Origin of the sequence: Bacillus sp. BPN334 (assembly GCF_008368885.1) — a bacterium.
Taxonomy (GTDB): Bacteria; Bacillota; Bacilli; order Bacillales; family Bacillaceae_G; genus Bacillus_A; species Bacillus_A wiedmannii.
The window spans coordinates 334,108-351,257 of the sequence record NZ_QOZW01000005.1 but is presented as its reverse complement, the minus strand read 5'-3'; the positions used below and the strand labels follow the sequence as shown (position 1 = coordinate 351,257).

Below are 17,150 nucleotides of genomic sequence, written 5' to 3'. Positions count from 1 at the left end.
TTTTAGTTCGACAAAATATGACAAAGGAACATAGCTACATCTGTTATGATGACTTTGGTAATTTTACATTTTGGAGGATTAATAATGAACAAAAAGAAGATTTTAGCTGCGTTAATAGGAATCATAGTGTTACTTGTAATTATTAATGTAGTTATTGCGAAGGGAAAAACGACATCAACTAGTGAAAAAATGTACACTGAGAAAGAATACAATAAATTAGTAGATGAACATTATGAAGAAATGCAAAAGTTAAAAAGTGATATGGGTGTATTAGAAACTGAAAAAAAATCTCTTGATGCGCAAGTTAAGAAGTTAAAAGATGAATTAGCGAAAAAAGAGCAAGAAGTAGTACAACAGCCAGTTCAACAAGAACAACCTAAGCAACAACCAGCCCCAGCTCCACAGCCGGAAACGAAAGAAGAGCCGAAACAAGAACAGCCTACAGGGGCATTCGCAAACCCTGTGAAAAGTATAAATAAAACAGATGCAATGAACAAAGTGAAAGAAAAAGCGAAGCAAGACTTTCAAGATGATTATATGACGCAAAACTTTGTTGCGGATGAACAATCAAAAGCATTTGATTTCTTAAACGGAGTAGAGATCAAATCACAAGAAGAATTGAACGTGATGAAGAAGGCATTGGGAGATTTTCCTAACGATTTTATGACCGCAAAGTTTGTTTATGAAGAGCAAATGAAAGCAAAGAATAAGCAAGGGTAATACAAAAACGCTATCTTTTTAAAAAGGTAGCGTTTTTGTTATGGGTTATAAAGTCGTTCCTGCATTTTACATATACAGTCAAACTGTATAAAATCAAACTTTGATATAAATAAAAACAATCTTAAAATAGATATAAGCGTAGAGAAGCAAAATTCTAGTAGTGATCTAATGCGTGTTAGAATCCACAATTAAAAAGAGGAGTGAAATTTCACTCCTCTTTTACTTTTTATGTATAGTGACTATGACTAAAGTTAATAAAAATTGCTTCTTTTAAAAGAAGCAATTTTATAGAGCATGCCTACAATTTAGAATTTACCACATACATTGTCGTGAATATGTATAATTACATAAAAATTCAGAGGAAAAGAGAGTATACTTTCTTATTGTGTAATAAAGATAAGGCCCGCCTACGGAAATAGGTGGGCTTTTTTAATGTACAAAGAGAAGACATCTTCTAAGATGTCTTCTTAAAAAAATCCTTCATCATTTTAACATCTTCAATATTCAACATCACACCTTCAACCTTATCTTTCTTCTCATCTTTAGCAATCGTAATTTGCTTCTTATTATCAACCCACACAAGAAACTCTTCTTTTGCGTCATCTTTATATGTAACGGTAATAGTAGAATGTGCTGATTCTCTCTTTTTTTTGATCTAGTGTGATTGTTTTAGGTGTGCCTTTTTGAACTGCTGAAACGATAGATTGTATCATTTCTTCGTTGTCTGTTTGAGATTTTGAAACGTTGTTATTTATTGTGCTAAGTATTTCAATATCTGTAATATTTGCGGAGTTTAATTGAAAGGTAGTTTGTGTATGTTCTTGCTTAGCTTGTGAAGCTTTATCTGTAGCTGAGGTGCTTGTACATCCTATTAAAGTGAAAGATAGAGCGGTTAGAGCGCATATAGATATGATTTTTTTCATAGTATCCCCCTTTACCTTAAATTATAACAATTTTCTGTTAATTTAGGTAGTTATTGTAAGTAGATTTGTTCTACTAGTTTTAGGATAGAAAAAATTCACATAACTTTTTTCATATTTTATGTTTAACATTTCGAAAATGGGTGTACTACATATAATATAACAAATAATTCATTTTAGAGGAGGAAGTTAAAGATGGAAACGAAGTATAGTAAACCTTTTGTATATGAATTTATTACGGAGAAAGAGGTCATGAATGCGGCGAATGATCTAGTGAAGAAAGGGATAGACCAAAAAGATATTTACGTATTAACACATGAGAAAGAAAGGACAGATAGAATCGCAGACAATGCAGACGTGAATACAATTGGAATAAAAGAGGAGGGACTTGGGACAAGCATTATTAACGTCTTTCAAAAAACGGGAGATCAGTTAAGAAATAAGATGCAAGAGTTAGGACTTAATGAGGAAGAAGCTAACTTTTATGAAGAAAAACTGGATGAAGGAAAAATCTTGTTATTCGTTAAGGATTTAGAAAGAATCGGTGAATGGTTACAAGAAAGAAGATGCACGTATTCTATTTAAATTTGTATCCTTTAAATCTATAAATCTATTACGAAAAGGAGATTGGAAATATGAGTGAGAGCGGGCTAAAAGAACAAATTACCGGTAAAGTTGAAAAGAAAAAGGGGCAAGTAAAAGAAGGAATTGGTGAAGTTACAGAAGATAGAGAGTTGAAAAATGAAGGGAAGTGGGAGAAGACGAAGGGAACTGTAAAAGAAAAAGTCGGAAAAGTGAAACAAAAGATAAGTGATGGATTGGATAACAAAGAATAATACATGTTTATCAAGCTTTGGTTAAACGCCAAAGCTTGATAAATCCATTATAAAATAATATAGGAGGTCTAATTATGGGACTTATTATTACGTGTATTGTAGGTGGACTTATTGGTGCATTAGCTGGAATGATTACGGGAAAAGACTTTCCTTTAGGTATAGTTGGTAATGTTATTGCCGGATTAATCGGATCTTGGGTAGGTAGTGCCTTATTTGGTCACTGGGGCCCTGAATGGGGAGGTATCTTTATTCTTCCAGCTTTATTAGGTGCAATCGTCTTTATTTTAATCGTTACATTCTTTTCTAGAATGCTACGGAAAGCGTAAGTATGATAATGAATAGTAATCTTAATTTTGTTATATATAGCTATAAGGTTAACGAACTGATAAATATACATAAAAAAGCATCCAATTAAACTAATTTGGATGCTTTTTTATGTATTTTACATAGGAATGAGTGGAGGATGAAGAACCCCCACTCATTAAAATTATACTTTCTAATATGTATTAAACCATTGTTACTTTTTCACAATTATTTATTCTTACGACCTGCCTTGGTTCTATATGAGATAAGTCCTCGCTATTACCTATATCAACTACAATTGTATTCGTTAGTATGTTAATAATGGAACCAATTAATTTTGTAGCATGATCGTGTCGATAAGAAAATTGAACAAAATCTCCCTTTTTAAAGCTGTGCTCTTCCATAGATAGATCCCCCTAAAAATAATGTTTATACATTATACATACACAAATTTATAAGGTTTAAACATTTGGTAGTATTTTTTTTAGTGTTAAGCTGAGAAAGGTGTAGAAAATTTATTTATAATTAAAATGAAAAAATATGTTTAAAACTAATTTTTATGGGTAATTAAATAGTAGTAGTTTGAGATAAGGGGGCGGAAATGATGAATTTGGCAATAAATATTTTGCAAAGTGATTTAGGCTATACAGTACAACTTAATGGTGAGATTGATGCGTATACGGCATCAGATTTAAAAAATAAGGTAATGCCTATTGCAAGCGAAAAAGAGGTTCATATTGTAGTAGATTTTACTGAGGTAGAGTATATGGATAGTACAGGCTTAGGCGTATTTATAGCTCTTTTAAAAACAATTAAGAAAAATGATGGCAAGCTAGAATTTATTGGTGTCTCTAAAAGACTAAAAAGATTATTTGATATTACAGGACTAACAGAAATATTAAATTTGAATTCCGATTTTGAAAAAGTAGAAAGAAGGTGACTAGGGATGATGGAGAAATTTGAAAAGATAGAAATGAAAATTCCTGCAAAAGCAGAATATGTGGCTATTATTCGTTTAACAATGGCTGGTGTTGCGAATCGAATGGGCTTTGCTTATGACGATATAGAGGATATGAAAATTGCTATTAGTGAAGCATGTACAAACATTGTACAACATGCGTATAAGGAAGACATTGGAGAAATTACAATTGTCTTTGGTCTATATGAAGATCGATTAGAAATTATGGTTGCGGATAATGGAGTTAGCTTTGATTTTAGCACTTTAAAAAGGAAAGTTGGTCCGTATGATATTAATAAACCAGTAGAACATTTGCCGGAAAATGGTCTAGGTTTATATTTAATAAATACGTTAATGGATGATATACAAATTATGCATGATGAGGGCATGACAGTTTTAATGACAAAATATATACAAAGAGAGCAGGTGGAGAATGATGGAAATCCAATCTCAACCTACAAATCTTACTAAAGAAGACGTTATTAAACTAATTGCAGAATTCCAACAAAACCAATGTGATGAAGCGCAGGAAAGATTGGTTAATCATTATAAAAATCTCGTATATTCCATTGCATATCGCTATTCAAAAGGTGGGCCAATGCATGAGGATATTATACAAGTAGGAATGTTAGGGCTCTTAGGCGCAATAAGAAGGTATGATTATTCGATAGGGAATGCTTTTGAGCCATTTGCAATACCTACGATAGTAGGTGAAATAAAGAAGTATTTACGTGATAAAACTTGGGGTATTCATGTTCCAAGGCGAATTAAAGATTTAGGCGGGAAAATTAAACTTGCGATAGAGGAGCTAACAGATCACCTGCAACGTTCACCGAAGATTATAGAGATTGCAGATCATTTAGGACTATCCGAAGAGGAAGTGCTAGAAATTATGGATGCGAAAAATAATTATCGAGTATCTTCCTTAGATGATGTAGTTGAAAATTCATCTGATGGAAGTTCGGTAGCGAGAATTGAATCTGTAGGTGAAGTAGAGCAAGGATATGAAGAGACAGAAAGACGTCTCGTTTTAAAGGATATTTTTAACGTATTAAATGATACGGAAAAGAGTGTTATTCATTATATATTTGGTGAAAATTTAAATCAAAAGGATACAGGGGAACGGTTAGGTATTTCACAAATGCACGTTTCTCGTATTAAAAGACAAGCGATAAATAAATTGAAGCAAGCAGCGTTTTTAGATACATAAAAATTTTAAAAAATTATGTTTAAAACATGAGAAAAGGGGTAGTTATTAAGTATAGGAGGAGATATTAAAATGTCACACGATGTGAAAGAACTAATCGAAGGATTGAACGAAGATTTAGCAGGAGAATACTCGGCAATTATAATGTATAACCATAATGCAGCTACAGTTTCTGGTATATATAGACAAGTGTTAAAACCTTTCTTTGAATCTGAAATTAGTGATGAACAAGGACATGCCTTATATTTAGCGGAGAAAATTAAGACGCTAGGTGGTACACCTACTACGATCCCTTTACCAGTGAAACAAGTAGAAGATGTTAGAGAAATGTTAGAAGAAGCTAGAAAAGCAGAATATGAAACAATTAAGCGCTATGAAACGAGAAAAGAACAGGCAGCGAAATTAAATATGACAGAGTTAGTTGTAAAGTTAGAAGATATGATCGCAGATGAAACAAATCATATGGAAGAATTAGATCGTCTTTTAAAAGACAAAGCGATGGTGTTAAATTAATAGTGGAAATTTACCCCACTTTAATGGGCAGTAAGACCCCCACCTCAAAATGCAGCGAAAGCAAAGAATTTAGGTGGGGGATCAACTGCCCATAAAAGTCCGATTGGTTCAACTAATAATCAGTGGGGGATGAAGAACCCCCCACTGATTAAAGTTTCACTTTATAGAGTGAAAGAACAAACCCTCATTTCTAGGGGGTTTGTTCTTTTGCTGTATAAATATGTTTGAGTAGGAAATTTTCATTTTGTAACTGAGTATGCAATACTAGAAAAATAGAAAATGATAATAGATTTACATTTTAAATAAGAAAAGGGGAAATAACTTGTGTCCATTTTAATTGTCGATGATAATCCGGTTAACATTTTTGTAATTGAAAAAATTTTAAAACAAGCCGGATATCAGGATCTTGTATCGCTTAATTCTGCACAAGAGCTTTTCGAATACATCCATTTTGGAAGAGATTCTTCCAGGCATAATGAAATTGATTTAATACTATTAGATATTATGATGCCTGAAATTGACGGACTTGAAGTTTGTAGGCGATTACAAAATGAGGAGAAGTGTAAAGATATTCCTATTATTTTTGTAACAGCTTTAGAAGATGCGAATAAATTAGCTGAAGCGCTTGATATAGGCGCAATGGATTATATTACGAAACCTATAAATAAAGTTGAATTGTTAGCGCGTATGCGTGTAGCATTACGCTTGAAATCGGAATTAAATTGGCATAAAGAACAAGAAGAAAACCTTCGTAATGAATTAGATTTAGCTACACAAGTACAAAGAAACTTATTAAGTAGCCCATTAAGAGAAGATCATATAAAAATTGAAGCAAGTTACTTACCTTCATTCAAACTAGCTGGAGATATGTATTATTGGTATAAAATCGATGAAAACCGCTATGGTATTATATTATTAGATGTGATGGGACATGGTGTATCTGCTTCATTAGTTTGTATGTTTATCTCGTCTGCATTACGTGAATCGATTAAATGTTTAATCGATCCAGAACTTGTCATTAAAGACTTAAATAAATATATGACCCTTTTACATAATGAAAATGACAATATCCCATATTATTTTACAGCGATATACTTAGTAGTGGATACAGAAAAGAGAACAATTGAATATGTAAATGCAGGACATCCTTCTGGGTACGTTTTAGTTGATGAAGCGAATGTAGTGGAACTAAATCGCGGGAGTTGTGCGGTAGGATTTTTTGATGAAATAAAAGTTGAAAAGACAGTTATACATTTTGAGAAGAACGCTCAAATCGCACTGTTTACAGATGGTGTTCTTGAAGCAATTGCAAATGATGAATTTGAGTCTGAAGAGAAATTACGTGCTTTTACAGAAAGAAAATGGGGAGATTTAGAAGAAGAGATAGAAGGGTTTTATAAGGAAGAACAGAAGAAAACACAATCAGATGATATGTGCCTAATTATGATACAAACGAATGCGAAATAAAAAGCGTATGAAATCCAAACAGAGGATTTCATACGCTTTTTATTGTATTTTTTGATAGATTTGTTCGTTAGGATTAAACTGGATATAATGCGGCATTATATGTGAAAAACGAAGAGTTTCTTTATTTCCTAAACATAGGAATCCATTGTGGCCTAAACTTTCATAAAATAGTTGCTGTACTTGGTTTTGAAGTTTACCTGTAAAGTAAATTAAAACGTTACGGCAAAGTATAATATGAAATTCGTTAAAAGATTGATCGGTTACTAAATTATGCTGCGCAAAAATAATGTTTTGTAACAGGGATGGATTAAAATAAGCAAAACGACTATCTGTTGAATAATAGTTAGAAAATGCTTGTGTACCGCCAGCTTGTAAATAGTTTTTCGTATAAGTTTGCATTTTATTTAACGGAAGGATGCCTTGTTTTGCTTTTTCTAACACATTTGTATTCATATCTGTTGCGTAAATAACAGCTTTTTCACTTAATCCTTCTTCGTGAAGTAAGATGGACATTGATAATACTTCTTCACCGGTTGCGCATCCAGCGTGCCAAATTCTAATTTCAGGATACTTTTTTAATTCAGGAATCACATGCTCTCTTAGTGCCTTAAAAAAAGCAGGGTTACGGAACATTTCAGTTACGTTAATGGAGAAATCATTTAATAACTGTTCTAAAAACCCTTCCTCATGAATTACTTTTTCAATTAATTTTGAAATGGTAGGGATATTAGAGAGCTGCATTCTATTACAAATTCTTCTATAAATAGATGTGCGAGCATATTGGCGAAAATCAAAGCCAGATAGTTTAAATACCGCTTCCAATAGTAATTCAATTTCTAAGTTCGTGCGCTTATCCATATCTACAGATGGGTCAAAATTATAATACTTATTTTCCACTTAAACTAAACCTCACTTATTTTATTAACCATACACTCATTACTGAATAGAGTTGATGTAAATTTAATGGTTTACTTATATAATCTGAAGCGCCAGCAGATAAACATTTTTCTTTATCATTTGGCATTGCTTTAGCAGTTAGTGCGATAATAGGTACTTCATGTAACCGTAAGTTCATTCGGATATGTTCCATCGTTTCATAACCGTCCATATTCGGCATCATAATATCCATTAAGATAAGGTCAATATTTGTATTGTTTTTTAGTATTTCTAAACACTCTATGCCGTTTTGTGCAGTAATAATGTTGGCATGTTGTTTTTCTAATGCATTTTGTAATGCAAATATATTTCGATGATCATCATCGACAATTAAAATAGTTTTCTCTTGGAAGACGTTATTTGTTTCTGCCGTCACAATAGTTTCCTCAATAACTTCAGCAGGAATAACATCTTCTATCGTTGCTGCGACTTCTAAATTGGATACTTGTATATCAGTTAACCCATTTGGAAGGTTAGGGATATATACGGTGAAAGTACTGCCTTCTCCTACGTTACTCTCTAACGTAATCCAACCACCTAATAATCTAGCAAACTCTTTACAAATAGATAACCCTAAGCCTGTACCACCATATTTTCGAATCGTTGCGCCATCTGCCTGTTGAAAGGCTTCGAAAATGAGTTGATGCTGTTCTTTTGCAATACCAATACCAGTATCTTTTACTGAAATTGTCATCCAATCTTTACTTATATACTGCATATCATGACTCAAATTAGTTGTTTCTATCGAATCGAAATGTAAAGTGACGGATCCTTTTTCCGTGAATTTAAATGCATTGGATAATAAGTTTTTAATAATTTGTTCAATCCGTTTTGCATCTGTGTAAAACAAATCAGGAATCGTATCACTGTCTTCAATCATAAATTCAACATTTTTTTGTGCAGCTATATGTAAAAAGTTTTGCTGCATATTTGCTGCCATGTCACTTATGTTCGTTGCTTCAAAAATCACATCTAGTTTTCCGGCTTCTACTTTAGATAAATCTAGTATGTCATTAATTAAAGTAAGTAAATCTTTCCCTGATGAATGAATAACGGTCGCTAATTCAATTTCATCATCGGATAAATGATTATCATGATTTTCTTTTAACATTTCAGATAATAGTAAAATACTATTTAACGGTGTGCGTAATTCGTGTGACATATTTGCTAGAAATTCTGATTTGTATTTTGAGCTACGTAATAACTCACTTGCTTTTTCTTCTAATTCTGATTTAGTAATTTGTAAGTCAGCTGTCTTTTGCTCGGCCTCTTCCGTTCTAGACTCTAGTTGTTCATTCGTTGTTCTTAATTCTTCGGCTTGCATTTGTAGTTCTTCAGCTTGCGTTTGCAATTCTTCTGATTGAACTTGTAACTCTTCTGTCATTGCTTGTGATTCATGTAAAAGAGTTTGAATTCGCATACGTCCCATAATACTATGGATCGTTAAACCTAGGTTATCAACAGTTTGTTGAATTAAATCTTGATGTAAGTCTGAAATCTCAGTTACACTTACTAACTCCATTACTGCAATCACTTCATCTTCAAATAAGATAGGGATGACTAGTAGGTTTTGAGGGCGTATTTCTAATAGGCCGCTAGTGACATAACGAAATTCTTCTGGTATTTCTCGAAGAATAAAGATTTGTTTTTCTAAAGCACATTGCCCAATTAAACCTTCACCCATTTTAATGGATTGTTTTCCGACATCAGAACCTTGATCGGCGAAAGAAGCTTTTTTCACATAGTAGACAGTTTCTTCAATTTCTTCACGTACATAAAATGCACCGCAAGAGGTTTGCGTTTTTTGTATAACTCCACTAAGAATTTTTTTACCTAACATCTCAATAGAAGGTACACCTTGATACATTAAAATTAATTCTGCAAGCTCGGTTTGTAACCACTCTCTTTTAGATATTTCGTCTAGTAGGTGGTTCGTTGTATGAGCAAGATCTTTTATTTCATCCCGCGTGTTTACATGAATTCTTTCAGTAATTTTTTCTTTAGAAGAAATGGATTTAATAGCTTGAATTACATTTTTAATCGTTTTTGTAATGGAATTCGAAATATAGAGTGAAATGATAATAGAAATACAAGAAAGTAAGAACAATAAACTGTATAACCAAATCTCTAATTTATTATTTTCAGTATCTAATTGTGCAGCTCTTTTTTTCGTTAGTTGCTCCTCTACACCACGGAAGTTAGTTATCTGCGATTGTAATGACTGAATTTGAGTCGTGTCGATTGCTTGTATGTTATTACTATTGTGATTTGTAATGAATGGGTGAATCTCTTTATTAATCCAACTATTGATGTTTTCATTAATCTGTTTTAATTTTTCTTGCTGAGAGGGGTTATCCTCTAATAGAGCAAAAAGATCTTGATAATGTTTTTCGTAATCCTTTTCCGCAGTGTTAAGGGATTGAACGTAATTTACATCATTAGAAGTAATAAATCCTTTCGCTTTATTTTCAATTGTTAGCAATTCTTTCTCCACTTGATTCGTTAAATTAAGAACTTTAAAATCGTGATCAATAATAAAATTACGAGATTTTTGTAGATTGGAAATCTCATTGTTTAACATAATGAAAGAAATAAGTAAGAACAAAATCATAACTAAATAACCAGCCATAATTTTGTAGCGAATACTAAATTTTGCTTTCGATTTCATTAAAAATTCCTACCTTCAAGGTTATTAAAAGTTTTCTATTGTAAAGAATGAAAAACGTAATATATATTATATCAGTTTTCATAAGGCCAAACTAGAAATCCCCCTATTGTATAAGGGGGTCTCGTTTTGAATAGAGGAAATCATTTTGAAATATAAACATATATGAAAAGTAACGATCGAGGGAATCGGGGGATAATAAAACTTTTAAGAAGGAAAGAGTGTGCTTAAAGCTTTTTTTGCATCTATTCCTTCAAAGATAAATAATACAAGCTCTCTCTTTTTTACAGTAAGGAAAAAGGATATTAATGTGCTTAAGCTTTTAATAGAAGTAAGTGTTCCATGTTTACTTATAAATAAATTAGTTTGAAATGTTGTCATTAAAGCATAAAAATGATGAATCTGCGTTATTGTAGGTGTTTCATTATAAAGAATAGTAGTAGATTGGATTGCATGCATCGAAATATTCCCTTCCATATAGTAAGCATAACAATATAAACATACCCGTTTTAAAAAATGTTAAACATATAAATAAGAAAAAATATAATTATAGTATTTTAGGTTTAGAAAGGGTTACGAAGGGTATACATATACTACAAAGAGATTGACTGAAGATGAATTATAAGATTTCTAGTCTATAAAAATATACTTTTACTTTAAATAAAAAGGAGTCTGGTATACATGAATGAAATGATGATTGATATTACATTTGATTTAATTTACTTGTTAAGTAGTTCGCTTGTAATCCTTTTATTATTCGCTTTTTTCGTAAATGGTTATGTTAATAAGAAGATTAGTGTATACAGAAATGAAGAAAGATAAAGATACACTATATAAAATTTTAGGAGGTTAATAGTTATGAATGTAGATAGAAAAATAGTAGGTGTTTTTAGAACAATTGATGATGCGGCATGTGTTATTAATGAATTAAATGATAAAGGATACTCGGCGGATAATATTTCAGCTATTGCGAAGGATCAAAAGGAAATTGAACATCTGGAAGAAAAATCGGGTGAAAAAGTGAATCATGAAACTGCACATAAAGCGGATATCTTTTCAGCGACAGGGCTTGTGGCAGGAGGAGTAGCAGGCGGACTCGGTGGTTTATTAACAGGTCTTGGTATACTTGCCGTTTCTGGAATGGGTCCAATCGTAGCAGCGGGACCTATCGCAGCAGCTATTGGAGGGGCCGGTATAGGCGGAGGAGCTGGAAGTTTAATAGGAGCATTTATCGGATTAGGAATTCCCGAAGAACATGCTAAGAAATATGAAGAATACATTTACGATGGAAATATATTAATTTTAGTAGATGCAAAATTAGATGATAAGTTAGAAATCTATAAAATATTTGATAAGCATAATGCTTATAACTCTGATTTCTTTAAATAATATTTACTTCACATATCAATGATGCAAAATATAAACATAGTGAATATCGTTTTTTGATCTTACAACTTTGGCGCGGCCGAGGAGTCGTATGACTATAAGAGAGGAAGGGCTTATAGTAAAAGATCAAGTTCTATTATGATATTAAAAAGGAAAGAGGTGTCTTTTCGTGATTGTAAAAATAGTAAAGGATAGTAGTAATAGTTTCCTTTGTACAGTTCAAAATCAAAATGGGGAGAAGTATGTAAAGAAATGGTTTCATAAACAGAAAAACAAGGAAGAAGTAGGGCGACCAACTTTTAAAGAAGTAGAAAAGGATTGGAAAGAAAATAGAGAATCATTTATGTATCCGAATGTTAAAGCAATTTATTAAGCATAATAGGCGCTTTAATCTTACAAAATTGTCACACTCCTGTAAGGTAATTCAATAGATTAGATACTTTTTCCGTGTCATAATAAAGACATAAGAAAGCGCATTAAAAAATTACAACTTATTAGGAGAGTGTCAGTCATGATTGTAACAACAACGTCTGGAATTCAAGGTAAAGAAATTATTGAGTATATTGATATTGTAAATGGTGAAGCTATTATGGGTGCAAATATTGTCCGCGACTTATTCGCTTCCGTTCGTGATGTTGTCGGTGGTCGTGCTGGTTCTTACGAAAGCAAGCTAAAAGAAGCTCGTGATATCGCAATGGATGAAATGAAAGAACTTGCAAAACAAAAAGGTGCGAACGCTATCGTTGGTATTGACGTAGATTACGAGGTTGTTCGTGATGGAATGTTAATGGTTGCTGTCAGTGGTACAGCTGTACGTATATAAGTAAATGAAAAACAGGCTCCCCCTTGAAGTTGATGCTTTGAGGGGATTTTTTTGTTTCATGATTAAAGTTAAAATGAAGAAGAGAGGATGGATTTTTATAAGTGGAAAAAATAAGATGAGGGCGAATGTACTAGCTTACTCAAATGATATAACCGTTTAAGTGATAAAGTTGAAAAGAAACTATAATTTACATATGTTTAAAGTGGCCAAAACTTTTTCGTCAAACGTTATTGTATAAAATGCTAGGATTGCTCCTAGCATTTCGTGAGGGGATATTGCACGGGAATTTAGACAATAAGCAGACGTACCCGCTTATTTCAAATGTAGTATATATTGTTTTCAAGGAGAAAAGTAAGAAGTACAACAATCTTTATATATGTATAATGAGAGTGTCAACTTTATGATAAATAATAAAATTGTTATTTGAGGTAAGGGGAGAAATAATGGTATGAATAACTTTAGAGGGTGTATAGTTTATAGAAATAAACGATTGAGCATGTAAGGCGTTGTATTACATAAAATTTATAAAGCATTGGAGGCAGTCACATTATGTTTTGGTTAGGATGTTTTTTAGGATATATTGTAGGTTCAGTTATTACATGTGCTCTACTTTACTATGGGTATAGATCCAATGAAAATAAAAAAGTGGATATACAAAAGAGGGAGGAGAGGAAAATCAATAAAAAAGGTGTATAGGATGTGAAAGGCAAGGTGATAGCATTGATGCAAAAGTAAAGGACAGTACATATTGTATATGACTACTATGTACTGTCCTGATTATTCTTTTTGGATTATGAAAAATTATCTCCTGTCTTACTATAAATTTCATAGGCGAAATAACCAAATAAATAGCCTATTCCGGCCCCTAAACTAACTGAAAGCAGGGAGAAGTCCGGGAAAAACATACCGAAAATCAAACCGATCATACAGCCAACAAGCATTCCCATAGGTATGAAACTATTTAATAACAGTTGAGCTTTTTGAGATTTTTTCTTACCTAATTTTCCGTTCTTATATTTATGTTCCAATCTTTTCATTACAAATACTACAATTCCACCAACTATTACAACAGGCGCGATTGCCGAAATGAACCACATGTGAAAATCTCCTTTTACCTTTTAATGGAATTATACCAGGTGTTTATAATTATATGTTTCTAAACGTATTATTTAGTCTATTTAAAAGGTCAATCAAAAAGACTTCTTCAATTGCATTTAATAACTCGTCAAAAACACTTTCCCTTTCGTTTTCTCAGCAGACTGCACGACATCAACTGCTGCTTTCACATCCGCTAAGTCATACGTAGAATGTACCGTCATAAAACGTAATTGCTTATTTTCTACTAAACGAATTAAGTGATGAAACGTTTCTTGCCATTTATATGGTGACACTTCTTTATTCCAATGTCGTAAGTGAAATATGTTCGCGTGCACTTTTGCTTTCGTGACAATCTCTGCCCAGTTCACTTGTATTCCTGATAGAAGACCGATCGTTAAAAAGTGCCCGTTTGGACGTAAGGAGAAAGCTAATGCATTTCCATCTGGTCCTCCGATAGAATCAATCGCAGCATCCGCACCGAGCCCGTTTGTTAATTCCATAACTGTTTCATAAAGTGGGGCAGTGGAAGTATCAATTACATACTTAGCACCAAGGCGTAGTAATTCTTCTGTATGCTTATTATTTCTTGTAATAGCAATTAATCGGAAGTTTAAAATTTGTGATAACTGTGCAAATAAATGTCCAATAGCGGATCCGCAAGCATTCACTAATAAAACGTCATTACGCTGTAAGTTTAACGTTTCTGTACATGTAACCCATGCCGTAAGTGGATTAATATACATTTGTGCCGCTGTGAAATCATCGATGGAATCAGGAATAGGGACTACAAAATCAGCTGATGTCTTCACATACTCTTGCCAAGTACCTTCGCCTCGTAACGGTAAAACACGTTTACCGATAAGCTCTCTAGTAACGCCCGTACCTACATCTTCGACAATACCAACACCTTCATAACCAGGTATGTTAGGTAAAGGGATTCTATGAGCGTATGCTCCGGTTATGGGAATTAAGTCAGATGGATTGATCGGTCTAACTAACATACGGATTAAAACTTCATTATCTTTTAATGGTTCTATATTTTTATATTCAACTTGTAATACATCTTTTGGGTTCCCAAACTCATGAAATCGAATGTGTTTTCCGTGCAAGATAAATGTGCCCCCTTAGTTTGATTGGGTTTATTATAGCATTTTCAGTTTAAATGATTATTTCATTAGCACTAAGTAAAAGGGAACAGAAAGTCGTCGTTTATACTTTGAGGAGATTTTGATTGTGCAAACTTTTAAAATATACATTAATTATGTAGCATTGCTGAATAATAATCTTACATAAATATCAATGCATTTCGATATACAATAATTAATATTTGTATTTGGTAATGAGGATGAAGAGGAATAAGTGACTTATCCCGCTATTTGTGGGAGTCGGGCTGTATGTAAAAGCCTTCACTTTATCAAAATGTAAGCTGTATCTTGTATAATATAATGGTGGAGGTCGAATATGAAAAAAATAAATTCAAATATAGATTTGGATAAAAATGTATTGGAAGCGGTATTTATTCCAAGAAGGTTTATTATTTTATGGATTACACTCGTATATATAGCTTCAATGCTTTTAGAATTTCGTAATAGTATTCTCTCAATGGATAGTTTCTTCTTTACAATAGTCATTGTTATTCATACTGTTTTTCATTGGTATGCTAGTTCATTAAGGAATAGGCAATTGTTATACTTCTTTTTTGTACAACTTTTCATTGTGTTTTTGGCTGCATTTATTGTACCAAATGCTTCGATAGCAATTTTTGTTGGATTAACACCTATTTTAATTGCCCAAAGTCTATATGTTTATCACAATATATTTAAAGTAATAGCAGTTTTTACTCTTATGTACGCCATATTTTGTACTGCAATTAGTATAAATTATGGTGTGAATAAATTAGCTATTCTTATTTCTATGTTTCTTTTAGTGTTAGCAATTATTATTCCTTTTTCTTATATTAATAAGCAGCAATTTGATGCACGTAATCGTATACAGAGTTATATTCAAGAGTTAGAGTCTGCATATATGAGAGTGGAAGAATTGACATTAGCTAATGAAAGACAGCGAATGGCAAGAGATTTACATGATACGTTAGCGCAAGGTGTAGCGAGCTTAATTATGCAATTGGAAGCAATAGATGCCCATATGCAAAAAGGGAATACAGTGCGATCTCAAGAGATTATGAAACAAACTATGATAAGAGCGAGACAAACTTTACATGATGCAAGGCTGGTTATTGATGATTTGCGTCATACTACCAATTCATTTAATAAAGCAGTAGAGGAAGAAGTTCAACGTTTTTCTGAGGCTACGTCTATACACGTGAGATTTACTATTCAAAGCCCTCCGCATATTTCAAGCGTAGTAAAAGAGCACTGCTTATATGTAATTAGTGAATGTTTAACGAATATCGCAAAACATTCGCAGGCAACAGAGGTAAATTTAAAAGTTGAATATATCGATGATCTTGAAAAACTTACTATTGAAGTTGAAGATAATGGAATTGGTTTTGACACTGGAGATATCGGTAAGAATCCTGGACATTACGGCTTAATTGGCTTAAATGAGCGTGTTCGATTGATGAATGGAGAAATACATATATTGAGTGAAAAGATGAAGGGTACGAAAGTGTATATTCAAGTACCTATCAATCATGAAGGAGATAGCCATGAAGTATAACGTATTAATTGTGGATGATCATTTCGTTGTAAGAGAAGGTCTGAAATTAATAATAGAAACGAGTGATTCATTTCAAATTATAGGTGAGGCTGCAAACGGAGAAGAAGCCCTTTCTTTCATAGAAAAAAAGAAACCTGATGTTATTTTAATGGATTTGAATATGCCTAAAATGAGTGGTTTAGAAACAATTGAGGCTTTGAATGAAAAACAAAACCATACGCCGATTATTATATTAACTACTTATAACGAAGATGAATTAATGTTAAAGGGAATTGAGTTAGGGGCAAAAGGATATTTGCTAAAAGATACGGATCGTGAGAATTTGTTTCGAACATTGGAAGCGGCTATTCGAGGTGAGATATTACTACAACCCAATATTATGGAAAAGATAGTGAATTATAAAAGGAAAGAAATACATGCTAATATGGTTGAAGAAAATAACTTAACAGAAAAAGAATTGTTTGTGTTGAAAGCTATTGCGCGTGGAAATAAGAATAAAGAAATTGCATTCGATATGGGAATAGCTGAGCGAACGGTAAAAGCGTATTTAACAAATATATACAATAAATTAGGTGTTAATTCAAGGTCAGAAGCAGTAGCTGTATCTATTGAAAGGAAATTAATTCATTTTTAAAACAT

General features: G+C 32.6%; 21 protein-coding genes and 1 pseudogene. 15 read left to right on the top strand and 7 right to left on the bottom strand.

Going from position 1 to position 17,150, the window contains the following annotated elements:
- Nucleotides 1–84 precede the first annotated feature (84 nt).
- On the top strand, nucleotides 85–720 hold the full coding sequence (locus DN393_RS06075; RefSeq protein ID WP_064473785.1) for a hypothetical protein: 636 nt from the start codon (nucleotides 85–87) through the stop codon (nucleotides 718–720).
- Between the two features lie 454 nt (nucleotides 721–1,174).
- On the opposite strand, the pseudogene DN393_RS06070 reads toward DN393_RS06075, so the two are convergent.
- A pseudogene (locus DN393_RS06070) lies at nucleotides 1,175–1,643 on the bottom strand (hypothetical protein).
- A gap of 192 nt (nucleotides 1,644–1,835) precedes the next feature.
- Here DN393_RS06070 and DN393_RS06065 point away from each other — a divergent pair.
- From DN393_RS06065 to DN393_RS06055, 3 genes are all read left to right on the top strand, one after another.
- Nucleotides 1,836–2,225 carry a YflT domain-containing protein gene (locus tag DN393_RS06065; protein WP_000448807.1) on the top strand — a complete coding sequence of 130 codons (390 nt, stop codon included), beginning with the start codon at nucleotides 1,836–1,838 and terminating at the stop codon, nucleotides 2,223–2,225.
- A gap of 50 nt (nucleotides 2,226–2,275) precedes the next feature.
- The gene (locus tag DN393_RS06060; protein WP_000004264.1) at nucleotides 2,276–2,476 is read left to right on the top strand and encodes a CsbD family protein; all 201 of its coding nucleotides are present in this window, start codon (nucleotides 2,276–2,278) and stop codon (nucleotides 2,474–2,476) included.
- 74 nt (nucleotides 2,477–2,550) lie between these two features.
- Nucleotides 2,551–2,802 (top strand): GlsB/YeaQ/YmgE family stress response membrane protein, encoded by a 252-nt coding sequence (locus DN393_RS06055; RefSeq protein WP_000522902.1) that lies wholly within the window; start codon nucleotides 2,551–2,553, stop codon nucleotides 2,800–2,802.
- 180 nt (nucleotides 2,803–2,982) lie between these two features.
- Here DN393_RS06055 and DN393_RS06050 read toward each other — a convergent pair whose 3' ends face one another.
- Entirely contained in the window at nucleotides 2,983–3,183 is a 201-nt protein-coding gene (locus tag DN393_RS06050; RefSeq protein WP_064473787.1) for a hypothetical protein, read from the bottom strand.
- Between the two features lie 197 nt (nucleotides 3,184–3,380).
- Here DN393_RS06050 and DN393_RS06045 point away from each other — a divergent pair, with 197 nt between their 5' ends.
- The 5 genes from DN393_RS06045 (at nucleotide 3,381) to DN393_RS06025 (ending at nucleotide 6,924) form a co-directional block, all read left to right on the top strand.
- Nucleotides 3,381–3,719, top strand: a complete 339-nt coding sequence (locus DN393_RS06045; protein WP_149173367.1) for an STAS domain-containing protein — start codon at nucleotides 3,381–3,383, stop codon at nucleotides 3,717–3,719.
- A gap of 6 nt (nucleotides 3,720–3,725) precedes the next feature.
- Nucleotides 3,726–4,208 (top strand): anti-sigma B factor RsbW, encoded by a 483-nt coding sequence (gene rsbW / locus DN393_RS06040; RefSeq protein ID WP_088047893.1) that lies wholly within the window; start codon nucleotides 3,726–3,728, stop codon nucleotides 4,206–4,208.
- A complete protein-coding gene (gene sigB / locus DN393_RS06035; RefSeq protein ID WP_149173366.1) occupies nucleotides 4,171–4,947 on the top strand; it encodes an RNA polymerase sigma factor SigB in 777 nt (258 codons plus the stop codon). Before rsbW ends, sigB begins: the two co-directional genes overlap by 38 nt.
- Nucleotides 4,948–5,016: 69 nt before the next feature.
- Complete coding sequence (locus DN393_RS06030) at nucleotides 5,017–5,457, top strand: ferritin-like domain-containing protein (protein ID WP_149173365.1); 441 nt, start codon at nucleotides 5,017–5,019, stop codon at nucleotides 5,455–5,457.
- Between the two features lie 324 nt (nucleotides 5,458–5,781).
- Nucleotides 5,782–6,924, top strand: coding sequence for a fused response regulator/phosphatase (locus tag DN393_RS06025; RefSeq protein WP_149173364.1), 1,143 nt, complete (start codon nucleotides 5,782–5,784; stop codon nucleotides 6,922–6,924).
- A 39-nt stretch (nucleotides 6,925–6,963) separates the two neighbouring features.
- Here the strand turns inward: DN393_RS06025 and DN393_RS06020 are convergent, their stop codons facing one another.
- The 3 genes from DN393_RS06020 to DN393_RS06010 all read right to left on the bottom strand — a co-directional run bounded on the left by DN393_RS06020 (nucleotide 6,964) and on the right by DN393_RS06010 (nucleotide 10,984).
- The gene (locus DN393_RS06020; RefSeq protein WP_064473792.1) at nucleotides 6,964–7,821 is read right to left on the bottom strand and encodes a CheR family methyltransferase; all 858 of its coding nucleotides are present in this window, start codon (nucleotides 7,819–7,821) and stop codon (nucleotides 6,964–6,966) included.
- A gap of 16 nt (nucleotides 7,822–7,837) precedes the next feature.
- A complete protein-coding gene (locus DN393_RS06015; RefSeq protein ID WP_149173363.1) occupies nucleotides 7,838–10,528 on the bottom strand; it encodes a response regulator in 2,691 nt (896 codons plus the stop codon).
- Between the two features lie 204 nt (nucleotides 10,529–10,732).
- On the bottom strand, nucleotides 10,733–10,984 hold the full coding sequence (locus DN393_RS06010) for a hypothetical protein (RefSeq protein ID WP_064473794.1): 252 nt from the start codon (nucleotides 10,982–10,984) through the stop codon (nucleotides 10,733–10,735).
- A 222-nt stretch (nucleotides 10,985–11,206) separates the two neighbouring features.
- Here DN393_RS06010 and DN393_RS31420 point away from each other — a divergent pair, with 222 nt between their 5' ends.
- The 4 genes from DN393_RS31420 (at nucleotide 11,207) to DN393_RS05995 (ending at nucleotide 12,734) form a co-directional block, all read left to right on the top strand.
- The gene (locus tag DN393_RS31420) at nucleotides 11,207–11,347 is read left to right on the top strand and encodes a hypothetical protein (RefSeq protein ID WP_001004564.1); all 141 of its coding nucleotides are present in this window, start codon (nucleotides 11,207–11,209) and stop codon (nucleotides 11,345–11,347) included.
- 36 nt (nucleotides 11,348–11,383) lie between these two features.
- The gene (locus tag DN393_RS06005; protein WP_001100080.1) at nucleotides 11,384–11,914 is read left to right on the top strand and encodes a general stress protein; all 531 of its coding nucleotides are present in this window, start codon (nucleotides 11,384–11,386) and stop codon (nucleotides 11,912–11,914) included.
- A 166-nt stretch (nucleotides 11,915–12,080) separates the two neighbouring features.
- The gene (locus DN393_RS06000; protein ID WP_064473795.1) at nucleotides 12,081–12,284 is read left to right on the top strand and encodes a DUF4028 family protein; all 204 of its coding nucleotides are present in this window, start codon (nucleotides 12,081–12,083) and stop codon (nucleotides 12,282–12,284) included.
- 138 nt (nucleotides 12,285–12,422) lie between these two features.
- A complete protein-coding gene (locus tag DN393_RS05995; protein ID WP_000637510.1) occupies nucleotides 12,423–12,734 on the top strand; it encodes a YbjQ family protein in 312 nt (103 codons plus the stop codon).
- 791 nt (nucleotides 12,735–13,525) lie between these two features.
- On the opposite strand, the gene DN393_RS05990 is transcribed toward DN393_RS05995, so the two are convergent.
- On the bottom strand, nucleotides 13,526–13,831 hold the full coding sequence (locus DN393_RS05990; protein WP_064473796.1) for a hypothetical protein: 306 nt from the start codon (nucleotides 13,829–13,831) through the stop codon (nucleotides 13,526–13,528).
- Between the two features lie 117 nt (nucleotides 13,832–13,948).
- A complete protein-coding gene (locus tag DN393_RS05985) occupies nucleotides 13,949–14,944 on the bottom strand; it encodes a zinc-dependent alcohol dehydrogenase family protein (RefSeq protein WP_064473797.1) in 996 nt (331 codons plus the stop codon).
- A gap of 349 nt (nucleotides 14,945–15,293) precedes the next feature.
- Here DN393_RS05985 and DN393_RS05980 point away from each other — a divergent pair, with 349 nt between their 5' ends.
- The gene (locus DN393_RS05980; RefSeq protein ID WP_098103373.1) at nucleotides 15,294–16,511 is read left to right on the top strand and encodes a sensor histidine kinase; all 1,218 of its coding nucleotides are present in this window, start codon (nucleotides 15,294–15,296) and stop codon (nucleotides 16,509–16,511) included.
- Entirely contained in the window at nucleotides 16,501–17,145 is a 645-nt protein-coding gene (locus DN393_RS05975) for a response regulator (RefSeq protein ID WP_064473799.1), read from the top strand. Before DN393_RS05980 ends, DN393_RS05975 begins: the two co-directional genes overlap by 11 nt.
- Nucleotides 17,146–17,150: the final 5 nt, after the last annotated feature.